General features: G+C 43.8%; 13 protein-coding genes and 1 pseudogene. 7 read left to right on the top strand and 7 right to left on the bottom strand.

Annotated features, from left to right (window positions below; all coding sequences use genetic code 11):
- Positions 1–95 precede the first annotated feature (95 nt).
- From serS to lrp, 6 genes are all read right to left on the bottom strand, one after another.
- On the bottom strand, positions 96–1,391 hold the full coding sequence (serS, locus tag L1D50_RS12840) for a serine--tRNA ligase (RefSeq protein WP_239966169.1): 1,296 nt from the start codon (positions 1,389–1,391) through the stop codon (positions 96–98).
- A 7-nt stretch (positions 1,392–1,398) separates the two neighbouring features.
- A complete protein-coding gene (crcB, locus tag L1D50_RS12835) occupies positions 1,399–1,779 on the bottom strand; it encodes a fluoride efflux transporter CrcB (protein WP_239966168.1) in 381 nt (126 codons plus the stop codon).
- 2 nt (positions 1,780–1,781) lie between these two features.
- Positions 1,782–3,122: a replication-associated recombination protein A gene (locus L1D50_RS12830; RefSeq protein ID WP_239966167.1), complete on the bottom strand. Its 1,341-nt coding sequence runs from the start codon at positions 3,120–3,122 to the stop codon at positions 1,782–1,784.
- Positions 3,115–3,753 (bottom strand): outer membrane lipoprotein chaperone LolA, encoded by a 639-nt coding sequence (lolA, locus tag L1D50_RS12825; RefSeq protein ID WP_128728103.1) that lies wholly within the window; start codon positions 3,751–3,753, stop codon positions 3,115–3,117. Before lolA ends, L1D50_RS12830 begins: the two co-directional genes overlap by 8 nt.
- On the bottom strand, positions 3,753–6,362 hold the full coding sequence (locus L1D50_RS12820) for a DNA translocase FtsK (protein WP_239966166.1): 2,610 nt from the start codon (positions 6,360–6,362) through the stop codon (positions 3,753–3,755). Before L1D50_RS12820 ends, lolA begins: the two co-directional genes overlap by 1 nt.
- 114 nt (positions 6,363–6,476) lie before the next feature.
- The gene (gene lrp / locus L1D50_RS12815) at positions 6,477–6,956 is read right to left on the bottom strand and encodes a leucine-responsive transcriptional regulator Lrp (RefSeq protein WP_010372754.1); all 480 of its coding nucleotides are present in this window, start codon (positions 6,954–6,956) and stop codon (positions 6,477–6,479) included.
- A gap of 139 nt (positions 6,957–7,095) precedes the next feature.
- On the opposite strand from lrp, the gene ald reads away from it, so the two are divergent.
- Positions 7,096–8,217, top strand: coding sequence for an alanine dehydrogenase (gene ald, locus L1D50_RS12810; RefSeq protein ID WP_239966165.1), 1,122 nt, complete (start codon positions 7,096–7,098; stop codon positions 8,215–8,217).
- Between the two features lie 85 nt (positions 8,218–8,302).
- Here the strand turns inward: ald and L1D50_RS12805 are convergent, their stop codons facing one another.
- Positions 8,303–9,262, bottom strand: coding sequence for a DUF4382 domain-containing protein (locus tag L1D50_RS12805; RefSeq protein WP_239966164.1), 960 nt, complete (start codon positions 9,260–9,262; stop codon positions 8,303–8,305).
- Positions 9,263–9,427: 165 nt separating this feature from the next.
- On the opposite strand from L1D50_RS12805, the gene L1D50_RS12800 reads away from it, so the two are divergent.
- The 6 genes and pseudogenes from L1D50_RS12800 to L1D50_RS12775 form a co-directional block, all read left to right on the top strand.
- Complete coding sequence (locus L1D50_RS12800) at positions 9,428–11,296, top strand: methyl-accepting chemotaxis protein (RefSeq protein WP_239966163.1); 1,869 nt, start codon at positions 9,428–9,430, stop codon at positions 11,294–11,296.
- Between the two features lie 66 nt (positions 11,297–11,362).
- The gene (locus tag L1D50_RS12795; protein ID WP_128728098.1) at positions 11,363–11,929 is read left to right on the top strand and encodes a PilZ domain-containing protein; all 567 of its coding nucleotides are present in this window, start codon (positions 11,363–11,365) and stop codon (positions 11,927–11,929) included.
- 114 nt (positions 11,930–12,043) lie between these two features.
- Positions 12,044–13,081, top strand: coding sequence for an agmatine deiminase family protein (locus L1D50_RS12790; RefSeq protein ID WP_239966162.1), 1,038 nt, complete (start codon positions 12,044–12,046; stop codon positions 13,079–13,081).
- Between the two features lie 5 nt (positions 13,082–13,086).
- The gene (locus tag L1D50_RS12785) at positions 13,087–13,977 is read left to right on the top strand and encodes a carbon-nitrogen hydrolase (RefSeq protein ID WP_239966161.1); all 891 of its coding nucleotides are present in this window, start codon (positions 13,087–13,089) and stop codon (positions 13,975–13,977) included.
- Between the two features lie 16 nt (positions 13,978–13,993).
- Positions 13,994–17,467, top strand: coding sequence for a transcription-repair coupling factor (gene mfd / locus L1D50_RS12780; RefSeq protein ID WP_239966160.1), 3,474 nt, complete (start codon positions 13,994–13,996; stop codon positions 17,465–17,467).
- Positions 17,464–17,860: pseudogene (locus L1D50_RS12775) on the top strand (CsiV family protein); the annotation flags it as partial. The gene mfd and the pseudogene L1D50_RS12775, both read left to right, overlap by 4 nt.

Below are 17,860 nucleotides of genomic sequence, written 5' to 3'. Positions count from 1 at the left end.
CATAATATAGTAATAAAAAGAGGCTGGACGAATCCAACCTCTTTTCAATAACTTGAGTTTTTAAATCGAGCAAAGCTCAATTAAGCAGTACTATCTTAGCTTGCTTTAATAACCTCTACACCACCCATATATGGTTTTAGTGCATCAGGCACAATAATTGATCCATCTGCCTGCTGGTAGTTTTCTAAAATCGCAACTAGAGTACGACCTACCGCTAAACCAGAACCATTAAGAGTATGAAGTAGTTCTGGCTTCTTCTCACCACTACGGCGGAAACGCGCTTGCATACGGCGCGCTTGGAAGTCCCACATGTTTGAACAAGAAGAAATTTCTCTGTAGGTATTTTGCGCTGGTAACCAAACTTCCAAATCGTACGTTTTCGTCGCACCGAAACCCATGTCTCCAGTACAAAGCACCACTTTTCTGTAAGGTAAGCCAAGTAGCTGTAAAATTTGCTCAGCATGGCCTGTTAACTCTTCAAGCGCTGCCATTGAATCTTCAGGTTTTACAAGCTGGACAAGTTCAACTTTATCAAACTGGTGTTGACGGATAAGTCCGCGCGTATCACGCCCATAGCTACCTGCTTCGCTTCTAAAACAAGGCGTGTGCGCCGTCATCTTAATCGGCAGCTCTTTTTCGTCATAAATAACGTCACGAGCGCAGTTCGTTAACGGTACTTCTGCTGTTGGAATTAGACTAAAGCCATCTTGATCTTCAGATAACGCTTCTGTGTGGAATAAATCTTCTGCAAACTTAGGAAGTTGGCCTGTGCCAAACAAGCTCGCTTTATTCACAAGGTATGGTACATACATTTCTGTATAGCCATTTTGCTCAGTGTGAGTATTCAGCATCAGTTGTACAAGCGCTCGATGCATACGCGCTACACCACCACGCATCACCGTAAAGCGTGAACCACTTAGCTTAACACCAGTTTCGAAATCAAGGCCTTTATCAAGCGCTTCACCAAGGTCAACATGGTCTTTAACTTCAAAATCAAACAGCTTTGGTTCACCCCAAGTGCTTATTTCAACATTTTCGGATTCATCAGCACCTGCTGGTACCTCTTCAGCAGGAAGGTTTGGCAACGACATTGCGTAGTCATTAAGTTCAGCAAGAATTTTATCCTGCTCTTCTTTTGCCGCACTTAATTGGTCGCCCAAGTTTGCAACAGCATCTAGTAAAGGTTGAACGTCTTCCCCTTTCGCTTTAGCTTGACCAATCGCTTTGGAGGAACTGTTACGCTCACTCTGTAATTCCTGAGTTTTGGTTTGTAGCGCTTTGCGCTTTTCTTCTAATTCGGTGATCTTAGCAACATCGAGTTCAAAACCACGCTTTTTCAAACGCGCAGCGGCTTCCTCGATGTCTTGACGAAAGTATTTAGAATCTAACATTGTTTTTTTAACCTTTTTGCATGATGAGGCAGAGACCAACCCAGGCCATAAAGATACACGCCACCACGTTTAATGTGACGTTAAACGCCATTTTCATATATTGCCCTTGTTGAAATAACAACAAGGAATCCATTGAGAATGTAGAAAAAGTAGTCAGCGCACCTAAAAAGCCAATACCTATCAACGTTTTAGATGGAGAAGCTGAAATAACTTCTTTTTCAATTAAACCGTAAAGCACACCCATCAATAATGAACCAAGAATATTAACGATCAACGTCCCAAAAGGGAATCCCTTACCTAAGAGTTTTATCGACATATCGCTGATAAAAAAGCGTAACATTGCACCAAACGCTCCACCTAGCGCAATTGTGAGGTAATTTATCAGCATCGCTACTTGTACCTCTTGGTGCTACTTTGTGCATTTTGCGTCTGTAGATAGTTAAGCTTGTCAGCGATTTGTTTCTCAAGTCCCCTGTCTGTTGGATGATAATATTGTCGCTCTTGAATGGGTTCTGGGAAGTAATTTTCTCCAGCTGCAAACGCGCCAGGCTCATTATGTGCATAACGGTATTCTTCGCCAAAACCCAGCTCTTTCATTAGTTTTGTCGGTGCATTTCTGAGATGTTCAGGTACGGGGTAATTCGGATCACTTGCAGCATCGCGTTTAGCTTGATTGAATGCCATGTAGACCGCATTACTTTTCGGCGCACTTGCAAGATAAAGCGTTGCCTGTGCTATCGCACGCTCTCCTTCGCTTGGCCCAACACGATGAAATATATCCCAAGCATTTAACGCAACTTGCATCGCTCTTGGGTCTGCATTGCCGATATCTTCGGTGGCGATCGCCAGTAATCGCCGTGCAACATAGAGCGGATCGCCTCCGCCTGCTAATATTTTGCAATACCAATAAAGTGCTGCATCTGGTGCGCTGCCGCGAACTGACTTATGAAACGCTGAGATTAGGTCGTAATATAAGTCGCCCTTATTGTCATAACTTGATAATTGGCTGGGCAACACTTGTTTTAGTACAAGTTCATTCACCAAATGAGTGTTTGAATTTGGCTCAAAACTTAAGTCAACCGCCTGCTCCAGTAGATTAAGCGCCTTTCTCGCATCTCCCGAAGCGGCTTTGGCGATAAGTTCAAGTGCGCTGTCATCAATGTTGATGGTTAATTTCGACAACTGCTCATCACGTGACAACGCGTCTTTAAGTACTTGACCTAATTCATCCTCTACAAGTGATTGCAGGGTATAAACACGCGCGCGAGACAAGATCGCATTATTTAGTGCAAAAGATGGGTTTTCAGTGGTCGCGCCAATAAAAATAAAGGTGCCATCTTCAATATGAGGTAAAAAACCGTCTTGCTGGGATTTATTAAAGCGATGTACTTCATCAACAAATAACAGCGTACGTCTACCAAACTGGGCTAATCGATTTTTAGCATCGACGACTGCTTCACGAACCTCTTTAATTCCCGCGCTAACAGCGGAAAGCTTAATAAGCTCTGCATCCGCGTAGTTGGCAATGATCTCAGCAAGGGTGGTTTTACCCACTCCGGGTGGCCCCCAAAGGATTAGGCTATGACAGCGTCCAGATTCAATTGCACGATAAAGTACAGAACCCTTGGACAAAATATGGCTCTGCCCAACATAATGCTCTAACGAGGTTGGCCGCATTCTTGCGGCCAACGGTCGTACATCTGGTGTAAAATCAAACCCTAAACTAGTCACTGCCTCTTTGGTCGTCTACGACCACTCCTTGTGGAATTGTAAACTCAAACAAACTCTCTTTTACTGGCGCATTGACTTTGCTTTCCTTAAAGCTAAACGTAGATACTTGACCTGAAATATCATTCACTTTCAATAGCGCTAAGCCATCGTTTTTATCATCAAAACGCAGTGTTAATTGCTCTACCTGCGAGTCTACTTTGTTTTTTGGCGTGATCAGATATTCTTGACCATTAAGTGCTACATTGTACTTCAACCATTGACTGTCCTCTTGGGTCGTAAGTAGCACAAATGGCGTAGTATCAATAAGTTTAGTCGTATCTAGGATGGTCACTTGCTCAGCAAACGTATCGTAGTAATAGGTTGTTGCTCCGCTTGATACAAATAAAGTGTCATCCGGCATCTCTTGTTGCCAGCGGATTTTTAATGGCTGCGCTAAGGTTATCGCCCCTTCACCGGTTTGCAACTCATTGCCATCTTGATCTTTAACAATTTGCTCAAACTTACCTTGAAAACTGGTTAATTCAGCCAGTCTTCCTTTTAGACTTTGCATCGCAGCCTCATCAGCCCACACAGGCTGAATAAAAAGGTTTGATAGTACCGTTAGCAATGCAATTTGCTTAAATTTTTTCATTAATTGGCTCCACCTTTTACCAATACATCTCGTGCACCATTGTGACCAGGAGCGCTTACCACTCCCGACATTTCCATTTGCTCAACTAATCGAGCGGCACGGTTATAACCAACTCTTAACTTACGTTGTACACTCGAAACAGACACTTTGCCTGTTTCAATAACAAACCCAACGGCTTCATCATAAAGTGGGTCAGACTCTTCATCCCCACCTTCCGGTGCTTCGCCTGGTAGTAAAATATCCTCAGTTGCTTCACCGCATAGAATTTCTTCTACGTAGTTTGGTTTACCTCTTGCTTTCCAGTCACTCACTACCGCATGCACTTCATGATCGTCAACAAACGCGCCATGTACACGAACCGGAACACTCGTTCCTGGCGGCAGATAGAGCATGTCACCCATACCCAACAGGTTTTCTGCGCCTTGTTGGTCTAGGATTGTACGTGAATCAATCTTACTTGATACTTGGAACGCCATTCGCGTTGGTATATTCGCTTTGATCAAACCCGTAATGACATCCACTGATGGGCGCTGTGTTGCCAGCACTAAATGTATGCCTGCCGCTCGTGCTTTTTGTGCAATACGTGCAATTAACTCTTCTACTTTTTTACCAACAATCATCATCATGTCGGCAAATTCATCTATAACGACCACGATACTCGGTAATTTATCTAGCTCTTGTGGTTCATCCGCCATACCGTCTGTATCTTTAAAGAGTGGATCTAAAATTGGGTGACCCGCTTCTTTAGCGTCTTTAATCTTTTGATTGTAGCCTTTAAGGTTACGGACACCGAGTGCAGACATCAGCTTGTAACGGCGTTCCATTTCCCCCACACACCAACGTAGCGCGTTTGCTGCCTCTTTCATATCGGTAACCACTTCACACAATAAGTGCGGGATACCTTCGTAGACTGAAAGTTCGAGCATTTTCGGATCTATCATGATCATTCGCACATCTTCTGGTGGCGACTTATATAACAAGCTTAAGATCATGACATTAACGCCCACTGACTTACCAGAGCCTGTTGTTCCAGCCACCAGCAGGTGCGGCATTTTGGCTAAATCAGCAACGACCGGCTGGCCTGCGATATCTTTACCAAGCACCATAGTCAAAGGAGATGGATTTTGTTCAAACTTAGGAGCATCTATCACTTCGGACAAACGTACGATTTCGCGGTGTTTGTTAGGCAACTCTAAACCCACATACGTCTTGCCTGGGATAACCTCAACTACACGCACACTAACTGCAGATAATGAACGTGCCAAGTCCTTTGCTAAGCCGGTGATCTTGGCCACTTTAATGCCCGGCGCGAGATCTAACTCAAAGCGCGTAACGACAGGGCCTGGATACACACCAACTACTTGAGCCTGAACATTGAAATCTAATAGCTTGGTTTCAACTAACCGCGAGACCTGATCTAACTCTTCTTGCGAAATTGGATTTTTAGCCTTGTCAGGCCTATCCAACAGATCTAATGAAGGCAATGGATCCGCAGGTGGTTGAGCTTCTAGAAGCGCTTCAAATTGCTCTTTAGCGCTTGGTGGAGGCTGATAACCGTTGGCCGCCTTTTCAGGTGCTTTAGGCTTAAGTGGCCTTGCCGGAGAAACCACTTTGGTTTCGTGCACTGGTGCTTCATCCAAGGCATTTAATGCCGCGACAGTATCCAGTGGCTCATCCTCTATCGCTGAAAAGTTGATTTCTTGCTCTAGAATATCATCTAGCTCATCAAATACCGACGGCTCTTTCTTCTCTTGTAGATCAGAGTGCGGTGCAGGCGAAGTTTGAGGTGTAGATTCAGTACTCGTTTTGCGGAACAATTTATCTTTTAATTTGCCTAGTCCACTGGGTTCTTCTTCAGCATCGAAATCTATATTAGTTTCTGTATCAGTTTGTTGCTGGAGAGCCTGCTCGAGATCCTCTTTTCGATCGGTAGCTGTTATTGGAGTCTCAGTTTCTAGTTTATCCGTGCTGATGCCAGCGGTCTCAGGTTTCTGTGAAATTGGCTGCGTTTGCTCTATATTGCGCTCAGCTGTCAGTCTATCGCGTAACCATCTACAGCCGGCAAGGACCTTTTCACCCAAATAATCTACGAATTCAACCCAAGACACACCGGTAAGTAATGTCATTCCTGCAAAGAAAAAGCACAGTAACAGTATAGAGGTACCGGTAAAGTTAAAGGCAGGCATCATGGCCCCTGCAACAACATCGCCAACTACCCCACCAGATGAGAAATTATAGATATCATCAAAGTTGATACTGCTGATTGCACTCGCAGAGGTGATAAACAGTGTTGCGCCAATAAGACGTAAGCCAAGTGTGGTGTAGTCTAATTGCAGTAGCTTATGCGGCTTTTTAAATAGTAAGTAACCAAGAAACTGCAGCGCCGCTGGGATCAAAAACGCCAGCCAACCGAAACTCAGTAGCATAATGTCCGCCAGCCAAGCTCCGGCAGCACCAGTTATGTTGTTTACTTTTATGTACTCACCGGATTGAGTCCAAGCAGGATCGGCTGGGTCGAAACTTATCAACGCACACAACATAAATATTGCTGCAGCCGTGCTTACAATCAAACCTGTCTCTAAGAGGCGTTGCACACCATTTAAGCGCATTGTAATTAAACCTTTTTTCTGTTTCTTTTCCGGGCAATTAAAGCCCAAAACGTCAGCAAATTAGTGATTTGCGTTAGTATTGCTGTATATACTTACACCTTACCAAGAAATACCTCAAGGTGCACAAGGTTTTATTACTTCTCCCTCTTCTCCTTTTACTTCTTCCATGACCACAAAAGTTCGACTTTCACTGATGTTTGGCAGTTTAAGTAAAATTTCTCCTAACACTCCGCGATATTCGGACATATCGGTCACTCGTGTTTTCAATAAATAGTCGAAACTACCGGACACAAGATGACATTCAATAATTTCGTCATGCTGCTTTACTGCTTGATTAAATCTATCGAATACATCAGGCGAATTTTTATTCACTGTAACTTCAACAAACACCAAAAGCCCCTGTCCAAGCTTAGCAGGATCGACTACGGCTTTATAACCGCGAATAAATCCTTCTCGCTCCAGCTTTTTAACGCGCTCTAAGCAAGGCGTCGCGCTTAATCCGATGCGTTTCGCTAATTCAACATTAGAAATTCTGCCATCTTTCTGAAGTTCTACTAAAATCTTTCTGTCGATCCTGTCTAGTTGTTGATACATAGTGTAGTTTTTTATCCTGAACGATTCGTTAATTTAGAGTATATCACTACACTTAGATATTAAAACAGTGAGACACACTGGCTATAGGTAAATATAATAGTCAAAAATTTTACCCCGTTCTTATTTTGAGGCGAATATTATGATTATTGGTGTACCTAAAGAGATAAAAAACCACGAATACCGCGTTGGTATGGTTCCTGCGAGCGTTCGTGAACTAATCAATCACGGTCACGAAGTCGTTGTTGAGACAAATGCTGGTATTGGCATTGGTTTTACTGACGAAGATTATGTTCAAGTTGGTGCTAAAGTTTTAGACACGGCGGCAGACGTTTTTGCTACTGCTGATATGATTGTTAAAGTAAAAGAGCCTCAAGCTGTTGAGCGCGCGATGCTACGTGAAGACCAAATTCTATTCACTTACCTTCACCTAGCACCAGACCTTCCACAAACAGAAGATCTTGTAAAAAGTGGTGCTATCTGTATCGCGTACGAAACAGTAACTGATGCACGTGGTGGTCTTCCACTGCTAGCACCAATGTCAGAAGTTGCTGGTCGAATGTCAATTCAAGCTGGTGCTCAAGCGCTTGAAAAGTCACGTGAAGGCCGTGGTATGCTGCTAGGTGGTGTGCCGGGCGTTGAACCAGCTAAAGTTGTTGTGATCGGCGGTGGTATGGTTGGCCGTAACGCAGCGCAAATGGCTGTAGGTCTAGGCGCAGACGTAACTATTCTTGACCGTAGCATTGATGTGCTACGCTCTTTGAATGCACAGTTCGGTAGCCAAGCTAAAGTTATTTACTCAACGGCTGATGCACTTGAAAAACACGTACTTGAAGCAGACCTTGTGATTGGTGGTGTACTAATTCCTGGTGCAGCAGCTCCTAAGCTTGTAACTGCAGAGCACATCAAAGCGATGAAGCCTGGCGCTGCTATCGTTGACGTTGCAATCGACCAAGGTGGCTGTATCGCGACTTCTAAAGCGACTACGCACGCAGATCCAACATACATTGTTGACGACGTAGTTCACTACTGTGTAGCGAACATGCCAGGTGCTGTACCTCGTACTTCAACGTTTGCACTTAACAATGCAACGCTTCCGTACATCATCAAGCTTGCAAACCTAGGCTACAAACAAGCACTATTAAATGATAAACACTTCATGGACGGCTTAAACGTTCTGAAAGGTCAGGTAACGTGTAAAGAAGTGGCAGAAGGTTTCAACATGGAATATGTTGACCCGCGCGCAGCACTAGAAAATGCTTAATTTTGAATTTAAGTAGTAAAAAGGGCTTCACTTGAAGCCCTTTTTGTTTGCTGTTACATCAATTCGTTTAAAAGACTAAATGGTATTAGTTTGTCTCGAAATTCACTTCGATATCTTGAGTTAACGTAACGTCTTTTGTTTGATACAAGCCAAAATCTGCATCTATCGTTTCGGCATCATCTAAATGGCCTAAGCACGAATACCCTACTTTGTAATCTCCCGAACCAATAAATGCTATCTCATATTCACTCTCGGCATCTAAGTTTGCGGTTGCTACTGGCGCTGAATCTTCATCACTGATGTCGCCTGGCACTGCAACATCCGCTTTATAAAGATACACAACATGTTTGTACTCTCCGACTAGAGGAGCTAGATCTGCATTATCTGCTACACATGCATTTTTTACAGACTCGCTAACCATGCCCTCAATCTCAAAACTGGTTAATAGATTCTCCAAACGGACAGCTGTTGGTTTTAGATAAACCGTGTCATCATTTGTGCGCTTCAACAGCGCCTTATTCAAGTCAAACTCCAATACGATCTGGTTCTCACCTTCATTTAGCGAGAAATTATTGAGTTGGATTTCACCTACACCATCGTTACCTTTACGGGTTACGGCTAATGGTGCTTGACTACCATCTAAAAAACGCACGCTAGAAGTGAAATCAAAATTCGACCCAGCACTGCCGTTTACAACATCGGCTCTGATCCACTCATAATCCCCAGCATCGATCTCTTGGTCGTTTACAACTAAATAGATATCATCACCCGTATATTCAAGCAGATTGATCTTCATTGGATTACCCTGTGCATCCAAGGTATCAAATGTCACATCTTCTTTTCCAGATGCTCTAAATGTCAGCCGTTGAATAACAAGGTTGACCTCAGCAAGATTATTCACAGCAGCATCTGAGACACCAACACTTACAGTGGTTTTTTGAGTTGGTTGTGAGGTGTTGTTGTCGTTTGAGTCAGAACCTGAACCGCCACCGCATGCAGCGAGTATCATCGCCGAGGCAATTGCTGTTAAAACTGGTTTGTGCATGATGTTTTCTCCTCTTCTAAGCATTAAAGAATAGGAATTGCGCCATGAATAAATAATTAATATAAACGCAACAATTTGAAATAGCTTCAAATGCAGCGCAGAAGGTTTGGCATTTTCTTATTAAATGTCATAAGTTTAATGTATCAAACTTATTGGAGTGTGGCCGTGAAGTTTAAACACAAAGTCGTATCCGTCTCTGCGCTTGTGCTGCTAATAGCATTACTGATCTTATCTGTTATTCAATATATTTCTGTGCAATCAGCAATCAAAGCGCAAGCAGAACAAAGTGTGGATGAAATAATTCAGGGGATTGGTAACACTGTCACTGCGCAAATGAAAGGAGCAACCGATCTCGCCGCGCTTGCTACCAATCTCGTTGCTTCCACTGACACCTTAGACGCAGCCTTTCCTATTCTCTCGCAGCCACAGCTCACAACCTCTTTCCTACTGATAGGTTATGGTGAAGAGCAAACCGGAAAATATGTCGCAAGCGATCCAAATTGGAACCCCGGTGCAAATTGGGACCCGAGAAAACGGCCTTGGTATACCGACGCAAAAACTGCACGAAAGCTAATTATCACAGCGCCTTACGCTGATGCGGTAAGTAACGAAATCGTGGTATCAATCGGTGCACCTGTGTTTAAACAAGGCCAATTCAACGGCGCGATTTTTTACGACGTTAGTTTGGCAAAACTCGGCGAAATGATTAACTCGTTTAACCTGCTAGACGCGGGTTTTGCCTTTATGGTGAGTAAAGACGGGTCGACTATCTCACACCCAGATGTAAAACTAAATGGTAAGTCTTCTCGTACATTTCTCGGTGACATTAGTATATCGGAAAATATTCAATACGTTGAAGTGAACGGCGAAGACAAATTAGTACAGTTTAAAGAGGTCGAAGGCTTAGATTGGTATTTAGGGGTGATGCTGGATGAAGACACCGTTTTTGCCGCACTTTCACGACTGCAAAGAGATGCAGCCATATTTGCCTTTATTTCTGTGGCACTCGCGACTGTACTACTTTCTTTTGTGATTAGCTTATTATTAAAGCCACTTGATGAAATCAACACCGCCATGGCTGCTATCGCACGCGGTAATGCGAACTTAACCGTACGATTAAATACCGAGCATGAACCCGAATTTGCAGCACTGGCGCAAAATTTTAATGCCTTTACCAGTAGCTTACAGTCTCTAATAGCGAATATTCAGGGTCTAGGCCATGAAGTTTTAAACGATGCTCAACAAACATCTCAGGTTGCAAATAAAGCCAAACTTTCCATTCAAGAGCAATTAGCGAGTATCAAAGTGCTTGATGAAGCAACAACACACATGTCTGCAACTGAGCATCAAGTAACTCAATCTGCCCATGAGGCCGCTGAAGCAATTAAAACCACCGATCAAGTTGCGCGCCAAGGAGAAAAAATCGTTGCAGAAACAACCGAGACAATTCAAGAGCTATCTAATCAGATCAGTTCGGCAATGACCGTAGTTACGGAGTTAGAAAGCTCGTCTACCGCTATTGAGCAAATATTATCGGTTATCAACAGCATTGCTGAGCAAACCAACCTCCTAGCGCTCAATGCTGCCATTGAAGCCGCAAGGGCCGGTGAGTCTGGCCGCGGCTTTGCCGTCGTTGCAGACGAAGTAAGATCGCTTGCACAAAGAACACAAGAAGCCACAACTGAAATCCGTGGAATGATAAGTCAACTACAGTCAGGTTCAGAAAGCGCGGTTACTGTAATGAAGCAAAGCCAACATTATGTTGATAAAACGGTTGAAAAGGCAGATCAAACTCGAGCCGCGCTTGAAGATATGCGTAGTGCCATTCGCCATATTGTCGATTTGAATTCCCGCATTGCTGATATGCTGAATGAGCAAAATGACATTGTAAATAACGTGAATAGCAGTAGCTCATCAATTCGCGGTATTTCCGAGTCGGTGTATAGCGAAGCTAAGAGCGTAGATGCCACCATGCAGTCTCAAGTAGAAAAGATAACAACCCAAGAACAACTACTTGAGCAATTCAAAGTTTGATTATCGGTAAACTAAACCGTTACTATAGAGACAGTTGTAAAGCGGCGCGATGCCAAGAGATAAAACATGAAAGCGAATTTGCAGGAATTATTTGAACAGTATTTTCAGATAGCTGAACAGGTTCAGATCAACCTCTATCCGGTTGATGACAATATGGTTCCAGAAAACGAATATCAATTAGAAGCTGCAATTCCGCCGCTATTTAAGCTCGCGAACGAAATTAATGAGTTAGATCTTAATGCCCTGCGACCACTTCGTAATCTGGGTGATATTGCCAATGAGTTAGCAGCTTATTTGCAGGCGCAATCACGTAAGATTGATTTAATTATCAGCCATATTCTCGCAACCGAAGAACCTGATGACAGTCATCTATTTTGTGACAGCTACGGCGGTGGTGGCCTGACCGCGACGTTAGAAGCAGATTATGAGGTCGGACAATCGTTACGAACTAAAATATTTTTGCGCAATGAAGCCAGTGCTATCTTTTGTTACTCACAAGTCATTGCCAAGCAAGATGGTAAATTCACCCTCGCCTTTACCGCTATTAGAGAAGCGGATCAAGAGTTGCTCGTACGGGCGAGCTTACACGCCCAGACCAGACAACTTAAGCTGAAGCAGCAAAAAGACCAATAAGGCATTTAACGCATTAAGTGCCTTCTTTAAATGCTCAATTATCTTCACAAAACTTACTGACACACCTGAGGTTAATGATAAACTATAGGCTTATTATTATATGGTGATGATTTAATGAGTTTTACTTTACTCCCAGAATGGGCACCACAAGATGCAATCATGCTTACTTGGCCGCATTCTGATACCGATTGGAGCGACATTCTCAGTGACGTTGAACCAGTGTACGTTGCACTTTGCCAACATATCACCCAAGTTCAAGAAGTCGTTATCGTGGCGCATAATGAAGCGCTAAAACAGCATATCGAGAACCTACTCGGCGCAGCTGAGGTTAGCTTAACCAAGTGTCACTTTGTTGTGACGCCTTGCAATGACACATGGGCCCGCGACCACGGTCCACTTACAACGCAAACAAGTACAGGAAATCTATGTATTAAGGATTTCACCTTTACGGGTTGGGGTAATAAGTTTGCTGCGGATTTAGACAATAAGATCAATCAACAGCTTGCAAAACAGGTCCTCAACCCAAACTGTACCTTTGAAAAAGTTGACGTGGTACTTGAAGGCGGCGGTATTGAGATCAACGAGTCCAATGTCCTATTGACTACTTCAGAGTGTCTGTTGAACCCAAATCGCAATCCACATCTAAGTAAAACCGAATTAGAACTATTGTTGCAAAAAGAGTTGGGGGCTGAGTCATTCCTGTGGGTAGATCACGGATACTTAGCCGGTGATGATACTGACAGTCATATCGACACTTTAGTGCGTTTTGCACCGGATAATACCTTGGTATATGTAAAGTGCGACGACAAATCAGACGAGCATTATGATGCCCTCAATAAAATGGAACAGCAGCTACGCACATTTCGCACCCCAAATGGCGATCCATACCGTTTGATTAGTTTACCTTGGCCTAGTGCTAAGTTTGATAACGAGGGTGAGAGATTACCTGCCACCTATGCAAACTATCTGATCTTGAATAAAACGGTGTTAGTACCTATCTATGGCGACGACAAAGATCAAGAAGCGTTGGACAAAGTCTCTCTTGCTCACCCAGAAAGAACGGTAATTGGCGTAAACTGCCTACCAATCATCCATCAATTCGGTAGCCTGCACTGTATTACGATGCAGTTACCAAAAGGTTTTTTAAGGTAAGTACCATGACTGAAAAAAACATCAAAGTTGGTATTGTTCAACATAGCAACTCTACAGATCTCGTAAACAACTTTGCAAAAACCTGTGACGGTATCCGAGAAGCAGCAAGCAAGGGTGCTAAGCTTATCGTGTTACAAGAGCTGCACCGCAGCTTGTATTTTTGCCAGACAGAAGACACCGATCTCTTCGACTTAGCGGAAACCATTCCTGGTCCAAGCACAGACTCACTAGGCGCACTTGCAAAAGAGCTTAATGTTGTCATCGTTGCATCGTTATTTGAAAAGCGTGCAACAGGGCTTTATCACAACACCGCAGTTGTACTTGAGTCTGACGGTACGATCGCCGGTAAATACCGTAAAATGCACATTCCTGATGACCCGGGTTTTTATGAAAAGTTTTACTTCACCCCTGGCGACATGGGCTTTACTCCAATTCAGACTTCTGTAGGCAAATTAGGCGTATTGGTGTGTTGGGATCAATGGTTCCCAGAAGGTGCACGCCTGATGGCAATGGCAGGCGCTGAATTTTTAATTTATCCAACGGCAATTGGCTGGGATCCTCGCGATGATAAAGCAGAGCAAATTCGTCAACGAGATGCTTGGATAATTGCACAGCGTGCACATGCAGTCTCTAACGGAGTACCTGTGATTAGCGTTAATCGTGTTGGCCATGAATCAGACCCTTCAGGTCAAAGTGAAGGTATTCAATTCTGGGGCAATTCTTTTGTTACCGGTCCGCAAGGCGAAATGTTATTGCATGCATCTGAAGAAGCAGAAGAAATCTCGGTTGTTGATGTTGATCTTGCACGCAGTGAATCTGTTCGACGCATCTGGCCGTATTTAAGAGACAGACGAATCGATCACTATCAGGATCTTTGCAAAATTTATCGCGATTAATAAATAGGAGTAATCAATGGCGAATGTGCAATGGAACAATTTACCTTGGGTAAAATCAAACAAGGATAAAATTTCGTGGGGTAATTTGGTTGGCAGTAGCTTATCACTGTGTTTGAGTGAGCACATCCAACAACATGACAACTTAGTTGTACTCGTCACCCCCGACACGCCCTCTGCACTTCGCCTTGAGCATGAACTGGCGTATCTTTTAAAAGATACACCAGTCATGATGTTTCCTGATTGGGAAACATTACCCTATGATCACTTTTCACCACATCAAGACATTATCTCCCAGCGTCTTGCGACGCTAAATACACTCAAACAGGAAAAGCAATCCGTACTCATCATTCCTGTTTCAACCCTGATGCTACGTACCGCACCACCTAGCTTTATTCACGGCATGAGTCTTCAGGTAAAAAAAGGTGACACAGTAGACGCACAAAGCTTGCGTGATACCCTAACTCAAGCGGGTTATCGTCATGTTCAGCAGGTAATGGAGCATGGTGAGTTTGCCGTTCGAGGCTCCATTATCGATTTATACCCCATGGGTAGCCCACTCCCCTTTAGACTAGATTTCTTTGATGATGAGTTAGATTCCATTCGTCATTTTGATATCGAAAGCCAACGCTCAAATGATGAGATTGATGCTATCGATTTATTACCGGCGCACGAATTCCCAACCAATGCAGAAGACATTGAACGCTTTAGAATTAATTATCGCGAAGCGTTCGGCGCAAGTAGTGAAAAAGACAGCATCTATATGCAAGTTAGTAAAGGAAACTGGCCTGCCGGTATAGAGTACTATTTGCCGCTCTTTTTTGATTCATTGGCGACAGTGTTTGACTATTTGCCTGAAGATACCGTATTTATGCCTTTTGGCGACATTGAATCTGCGGCGCAAACCTTTTGGCAAGACGTATCTAAACGCTACGAAAGTCGCCGGGTTGACCCTCTTCGCCCGCTACTTTCACCAGCCAAGCTATATCAGCCAATTGAGACCTTATTTGAAGGCCTTAATGGCTTCTCTCGAATAAAGCTTAGTCAAGCGATGCTAGGAACCAAAGCGGGCAATAACAATGTCGCAGCTGAATTAATCAACGATGTTCGCATTGAGCATAAACAAGCTAATCCATATCAAAAAATCCTCGATTACATCGCTGCTGAGAAAAAGCAAAAGTCGCGCGTGTTATTCAGTGTTGAATCAGAGGGCCGGCGAGAGTCACTGCTTACCTTATTAAAACCAACTGGGCTAAAGCTTAAGCCTTATAAGCGCATTGCAGAGTTTGTATCTAGCGACTCAGATGTTGGTGTGGTCGTCACTCCACTTGCTACCAGTGTGAAACTACTGGATAAACAATCGCTGTCTATCATCACAGAACAAGAGCTGTTAGGTGTTAAGATCTCCCAAAAGCGCCGTCGAAAACATAAATACGAACAAGGGCAAGATGCGCTGATCCGAAACCTCGCTGAGTTAAAAGAAGGTCAACCTATTGTTCATTTAGATCATGGTGTAGGCCGCTATTTAGGGCTGGAAACCATAGATGCTGCGGGTATTGCTACCGAGTTTGTGACTATCATCTATGCCAATGACGCTAAACTTTATGTGCCAGTTTCTTCGCTCCATATGCTCAGTCGTTACTCTGGAGGTGAAGAAGCTTCTGCTCCTCTTCATAAACTGGGCAATGACGCGTGGGAAAAAGCAAAACGTAAAGCGGCTGAAAAAGTCAGAGATGTCGCTGCTGAACTCCTAGACATATACGCAAAACGCCAAAGTAAACCAGGTTATGCATTTAAGCTAGATGCGAGCGCCTATCGAGACTTTTCTGATAGCTTTCCATTTGAAGAAACAGACGATCAACGCAATGCAATCACAGCCGTACTTGCAGACATGCAATCAAGCCTAGCGATGGACAGACTCGTTTGTGGTGATGTTGGCTTTGGTAAAACCGAAGTGGCCATGCGTGCAGCATTTGTTGCCGTCAACGATAGCAAACAAGTGGCTGTCTTAGTACCAACTACGCTCCTTGCCCAACAACACTTTGAGAACTTTAAAGACCGTTTTGCCGATCTGCCTGTTGAAGTCGGTGTGCTTTCGCGCTTTAACTCAGCGAAAGAACAAAAAGAGACGTTACAAAAACTTGAAGAAGGCAAAATTGATATTGTGATAGGCACCCATAAGCTTATTCAAGAAAACATCAAGTTCGCCGATTTGGGTCTGTTGATTGTTGACGAAGAACACCGTTTTGGTGTGAGACAAAAAGAGAAGATTAAGCAGCTTAGAGCGGATGTCGACATTCTTACCCTGACCGCTACCCCAATCCCGCGTACGCTGAATATGGCGATGAGTGGTATGCGTGATCTTTCTATTATCGCGACACCTCCAGCCAAGCGATTAGCGGTAAAGACCTTTGTACGAGAGCGCAACGACGAGCTTATCCGCGAAGCAATTTTGCGTGAAATCAAGCGCGGTGGACAGGTTTACTTCCTCCACAATAGCGTCGAGACAATAGACAAGGTCACCGCTGATATCTCAGCGCTCGTGCCAGAAGCCAACGTCACCACTGCTCACGGGCAAATGCGTGAAAAAGAACTTGAGCACTTGATGGGTGAATTCTATCACCAAAAGTATAACGTGCTTGTGTGTACAACCATTATTGAAACCGGTATCGATATTCCCTCTGCTAATACCATCATAATGGATAGAGCCGATAAACTCGGATTGGCACAGTTACATCAGCTTCGCGGCCGTGTAGGACGAAGCCATCACCAAGCATACGCATACCTTCTCACGAAGAATAGCCAAGCCTTAACTAAAGACGCAGTCAAGCGCTTACAGGCCATTGAGCAACTCGAAGACTTAGGCGCAGGTTTTGCCCTCGCCACCCACGATTTAGAGATCAGAGGTGCAGGTGAGCTGTTGGGAGATGATCAAAGCGGTCAAATTCAAACTGTAGGCTTTACGCTGTATATGGAAATGCTGGAACAAGCAGTCGAAGCCTTGAAAAATGGTAAAGAACCAACACTCGACAATCTACTTCAGCAGCAATGCGAGGTTGACCTTAAATTCCCAGCACTGCTACCGGATGATTACATTCATGATGTAAATATTCGTCTTAGCATGTATAAACGCATCGCAAGCACTAAATCACTGGCTGAACTCGATGAGCTGCAAATCGAATTAATCGACCGCTTTGGACTGCTTCCAGATGCGGCGAAAAACCTTTTTGCGGTGCAGTCTGTTAAGCTAAAGGCAACTCAATTGGGCATTAACAAGGTCGAGGCAAACCCTAAGGGTGGCTTCTTTGAGTTCAGTAGTCATACAAAAGTTAACCCAACATTCATCATAGGATTGATACAAAGTAGCCCATCAACCTATAGAATGGAAGGCGCGAATAAACTTAAGTTCCTGATCGAAGAAAAAAATGGCCAAGAGAGATTGAAACTGGTTAATGCGATGATTGATGACTTTGAGAAAAAGGCTGTAGCATGAAAACAATAAAAAATCTGGCCATCCTAGCGGCTTTGATAAGTAGCACGTCTGCACATGCCACCCGTTGGTTTGAAGTAGAAATGATAGCATTTGAGCAAGAGCCTAGTTTCTCTTTGCGAGAAGACTTTAGTATTGAACCTGAACCGCTCAATCGGAAAAACATCAAGTCACTCTTATTTGACGGTTTTAATACCACCGGCTATAAACTATGCTTGGAAGGCAGTGAGCAGTTTGCTGAGCAAGATTTTATTCGCGGATTAACATCGGGTGCGCACTCTAGCTCTTGCAACCCAGATGCAAACTATGTTGAAAAATTTGACACTTTGCCTCTTTCACCGCAAGTTGAACCACAAGAACATATGGACTCAATTTATTTGCTGAATGAGTCACAGT

This window comes from Pseudoalteromonas sp. Isolate6, assembly GCF_022398435.1.
GTDB lineage: Bacteria > Pseudomonadota > Gammaproteobacteria > Enterobacterales > Alteromonadaceae > Pseudoalteromonas > Pseudoalteromonas galatheae.
This window is presented reverse-complemented; position numbering and strand designations above follow the sequence as displayed.

Bases quoted from the DNA above. Each gene is read 5' to 3' on its own strand.
- mfd (WP_239966160.1), top strand. From the start codon at position 13,994: ATGGCGAATGTGCAATGGAACAATTTACCTTGGGTAAAATCAAACAAG.
- L1D50_RS12790 (WP_239966162.1), top strand. From the start codon at position 12,044: ATGAGTTTTACTTTACTCCCAGAATGGGCACCACAAGATGCAATCATG.
- L1D50_RS12820 (WP_239966166.1), bottom strand. From the start codon at position 6,362: ATGCGCTTAAATGGTGTGCAACGCCTCTTAGAGACAGGTTTGATTGTA.
- L1D50_RS12785 (WP_239966161.1), top strand. From the start codon at position 13,087: ATGACTGAAAAAAACATCAAAGTTGGTATTGTTCAACATAGCAACTCT.
- L1D50_RS12805 (WP_239966164.1), bottom strand. From the start codon at position 9,262: ATGCACAAACCAGTTTTAACAGCAATTGCCTCGGCGATGATACTCGCT.
- lrp (WP_010372754.1), bottom strand. From the start codon at position 6,956: ATGTATCAACAACTAGACAGGATCGACAGAAAGATTTTAGTAGAACTT.
- L1D50_RS12795 (WP_128728098.1), top strand. From the start codon at position 11,363: ATGAAAGCGAATTTGCAGGAATTATTTGAACAGTATTTTCAGATAGCT.
- serS (WP_239966169.1), bottom strand. From the start codon at position 1,391: ATGTTAGATTCTAAATACTTTCGTCAAGACATCGAGGAAGCCGCTGCG.
- ald (WP_239966165.1), top strand. From the start codon at position 7,096: ATGATTATTGGTGTACCTAAAGAGATAAAAAACCACGAATACCGCGTT.
- crcB (WP_239966168.1), bottom strand. From the start codon at position 1,779: ATGCTGATAAATTACCTCACAATTGCGCTAGGTGGAGCGTTTGGTGCA.
- lolA (WP_128728103.1), bottom strand. From the start codon at position 3,753: ATGAAAAAATTTAAGCAAATTGCATTGCTAACGGTACTATCAAACCTT.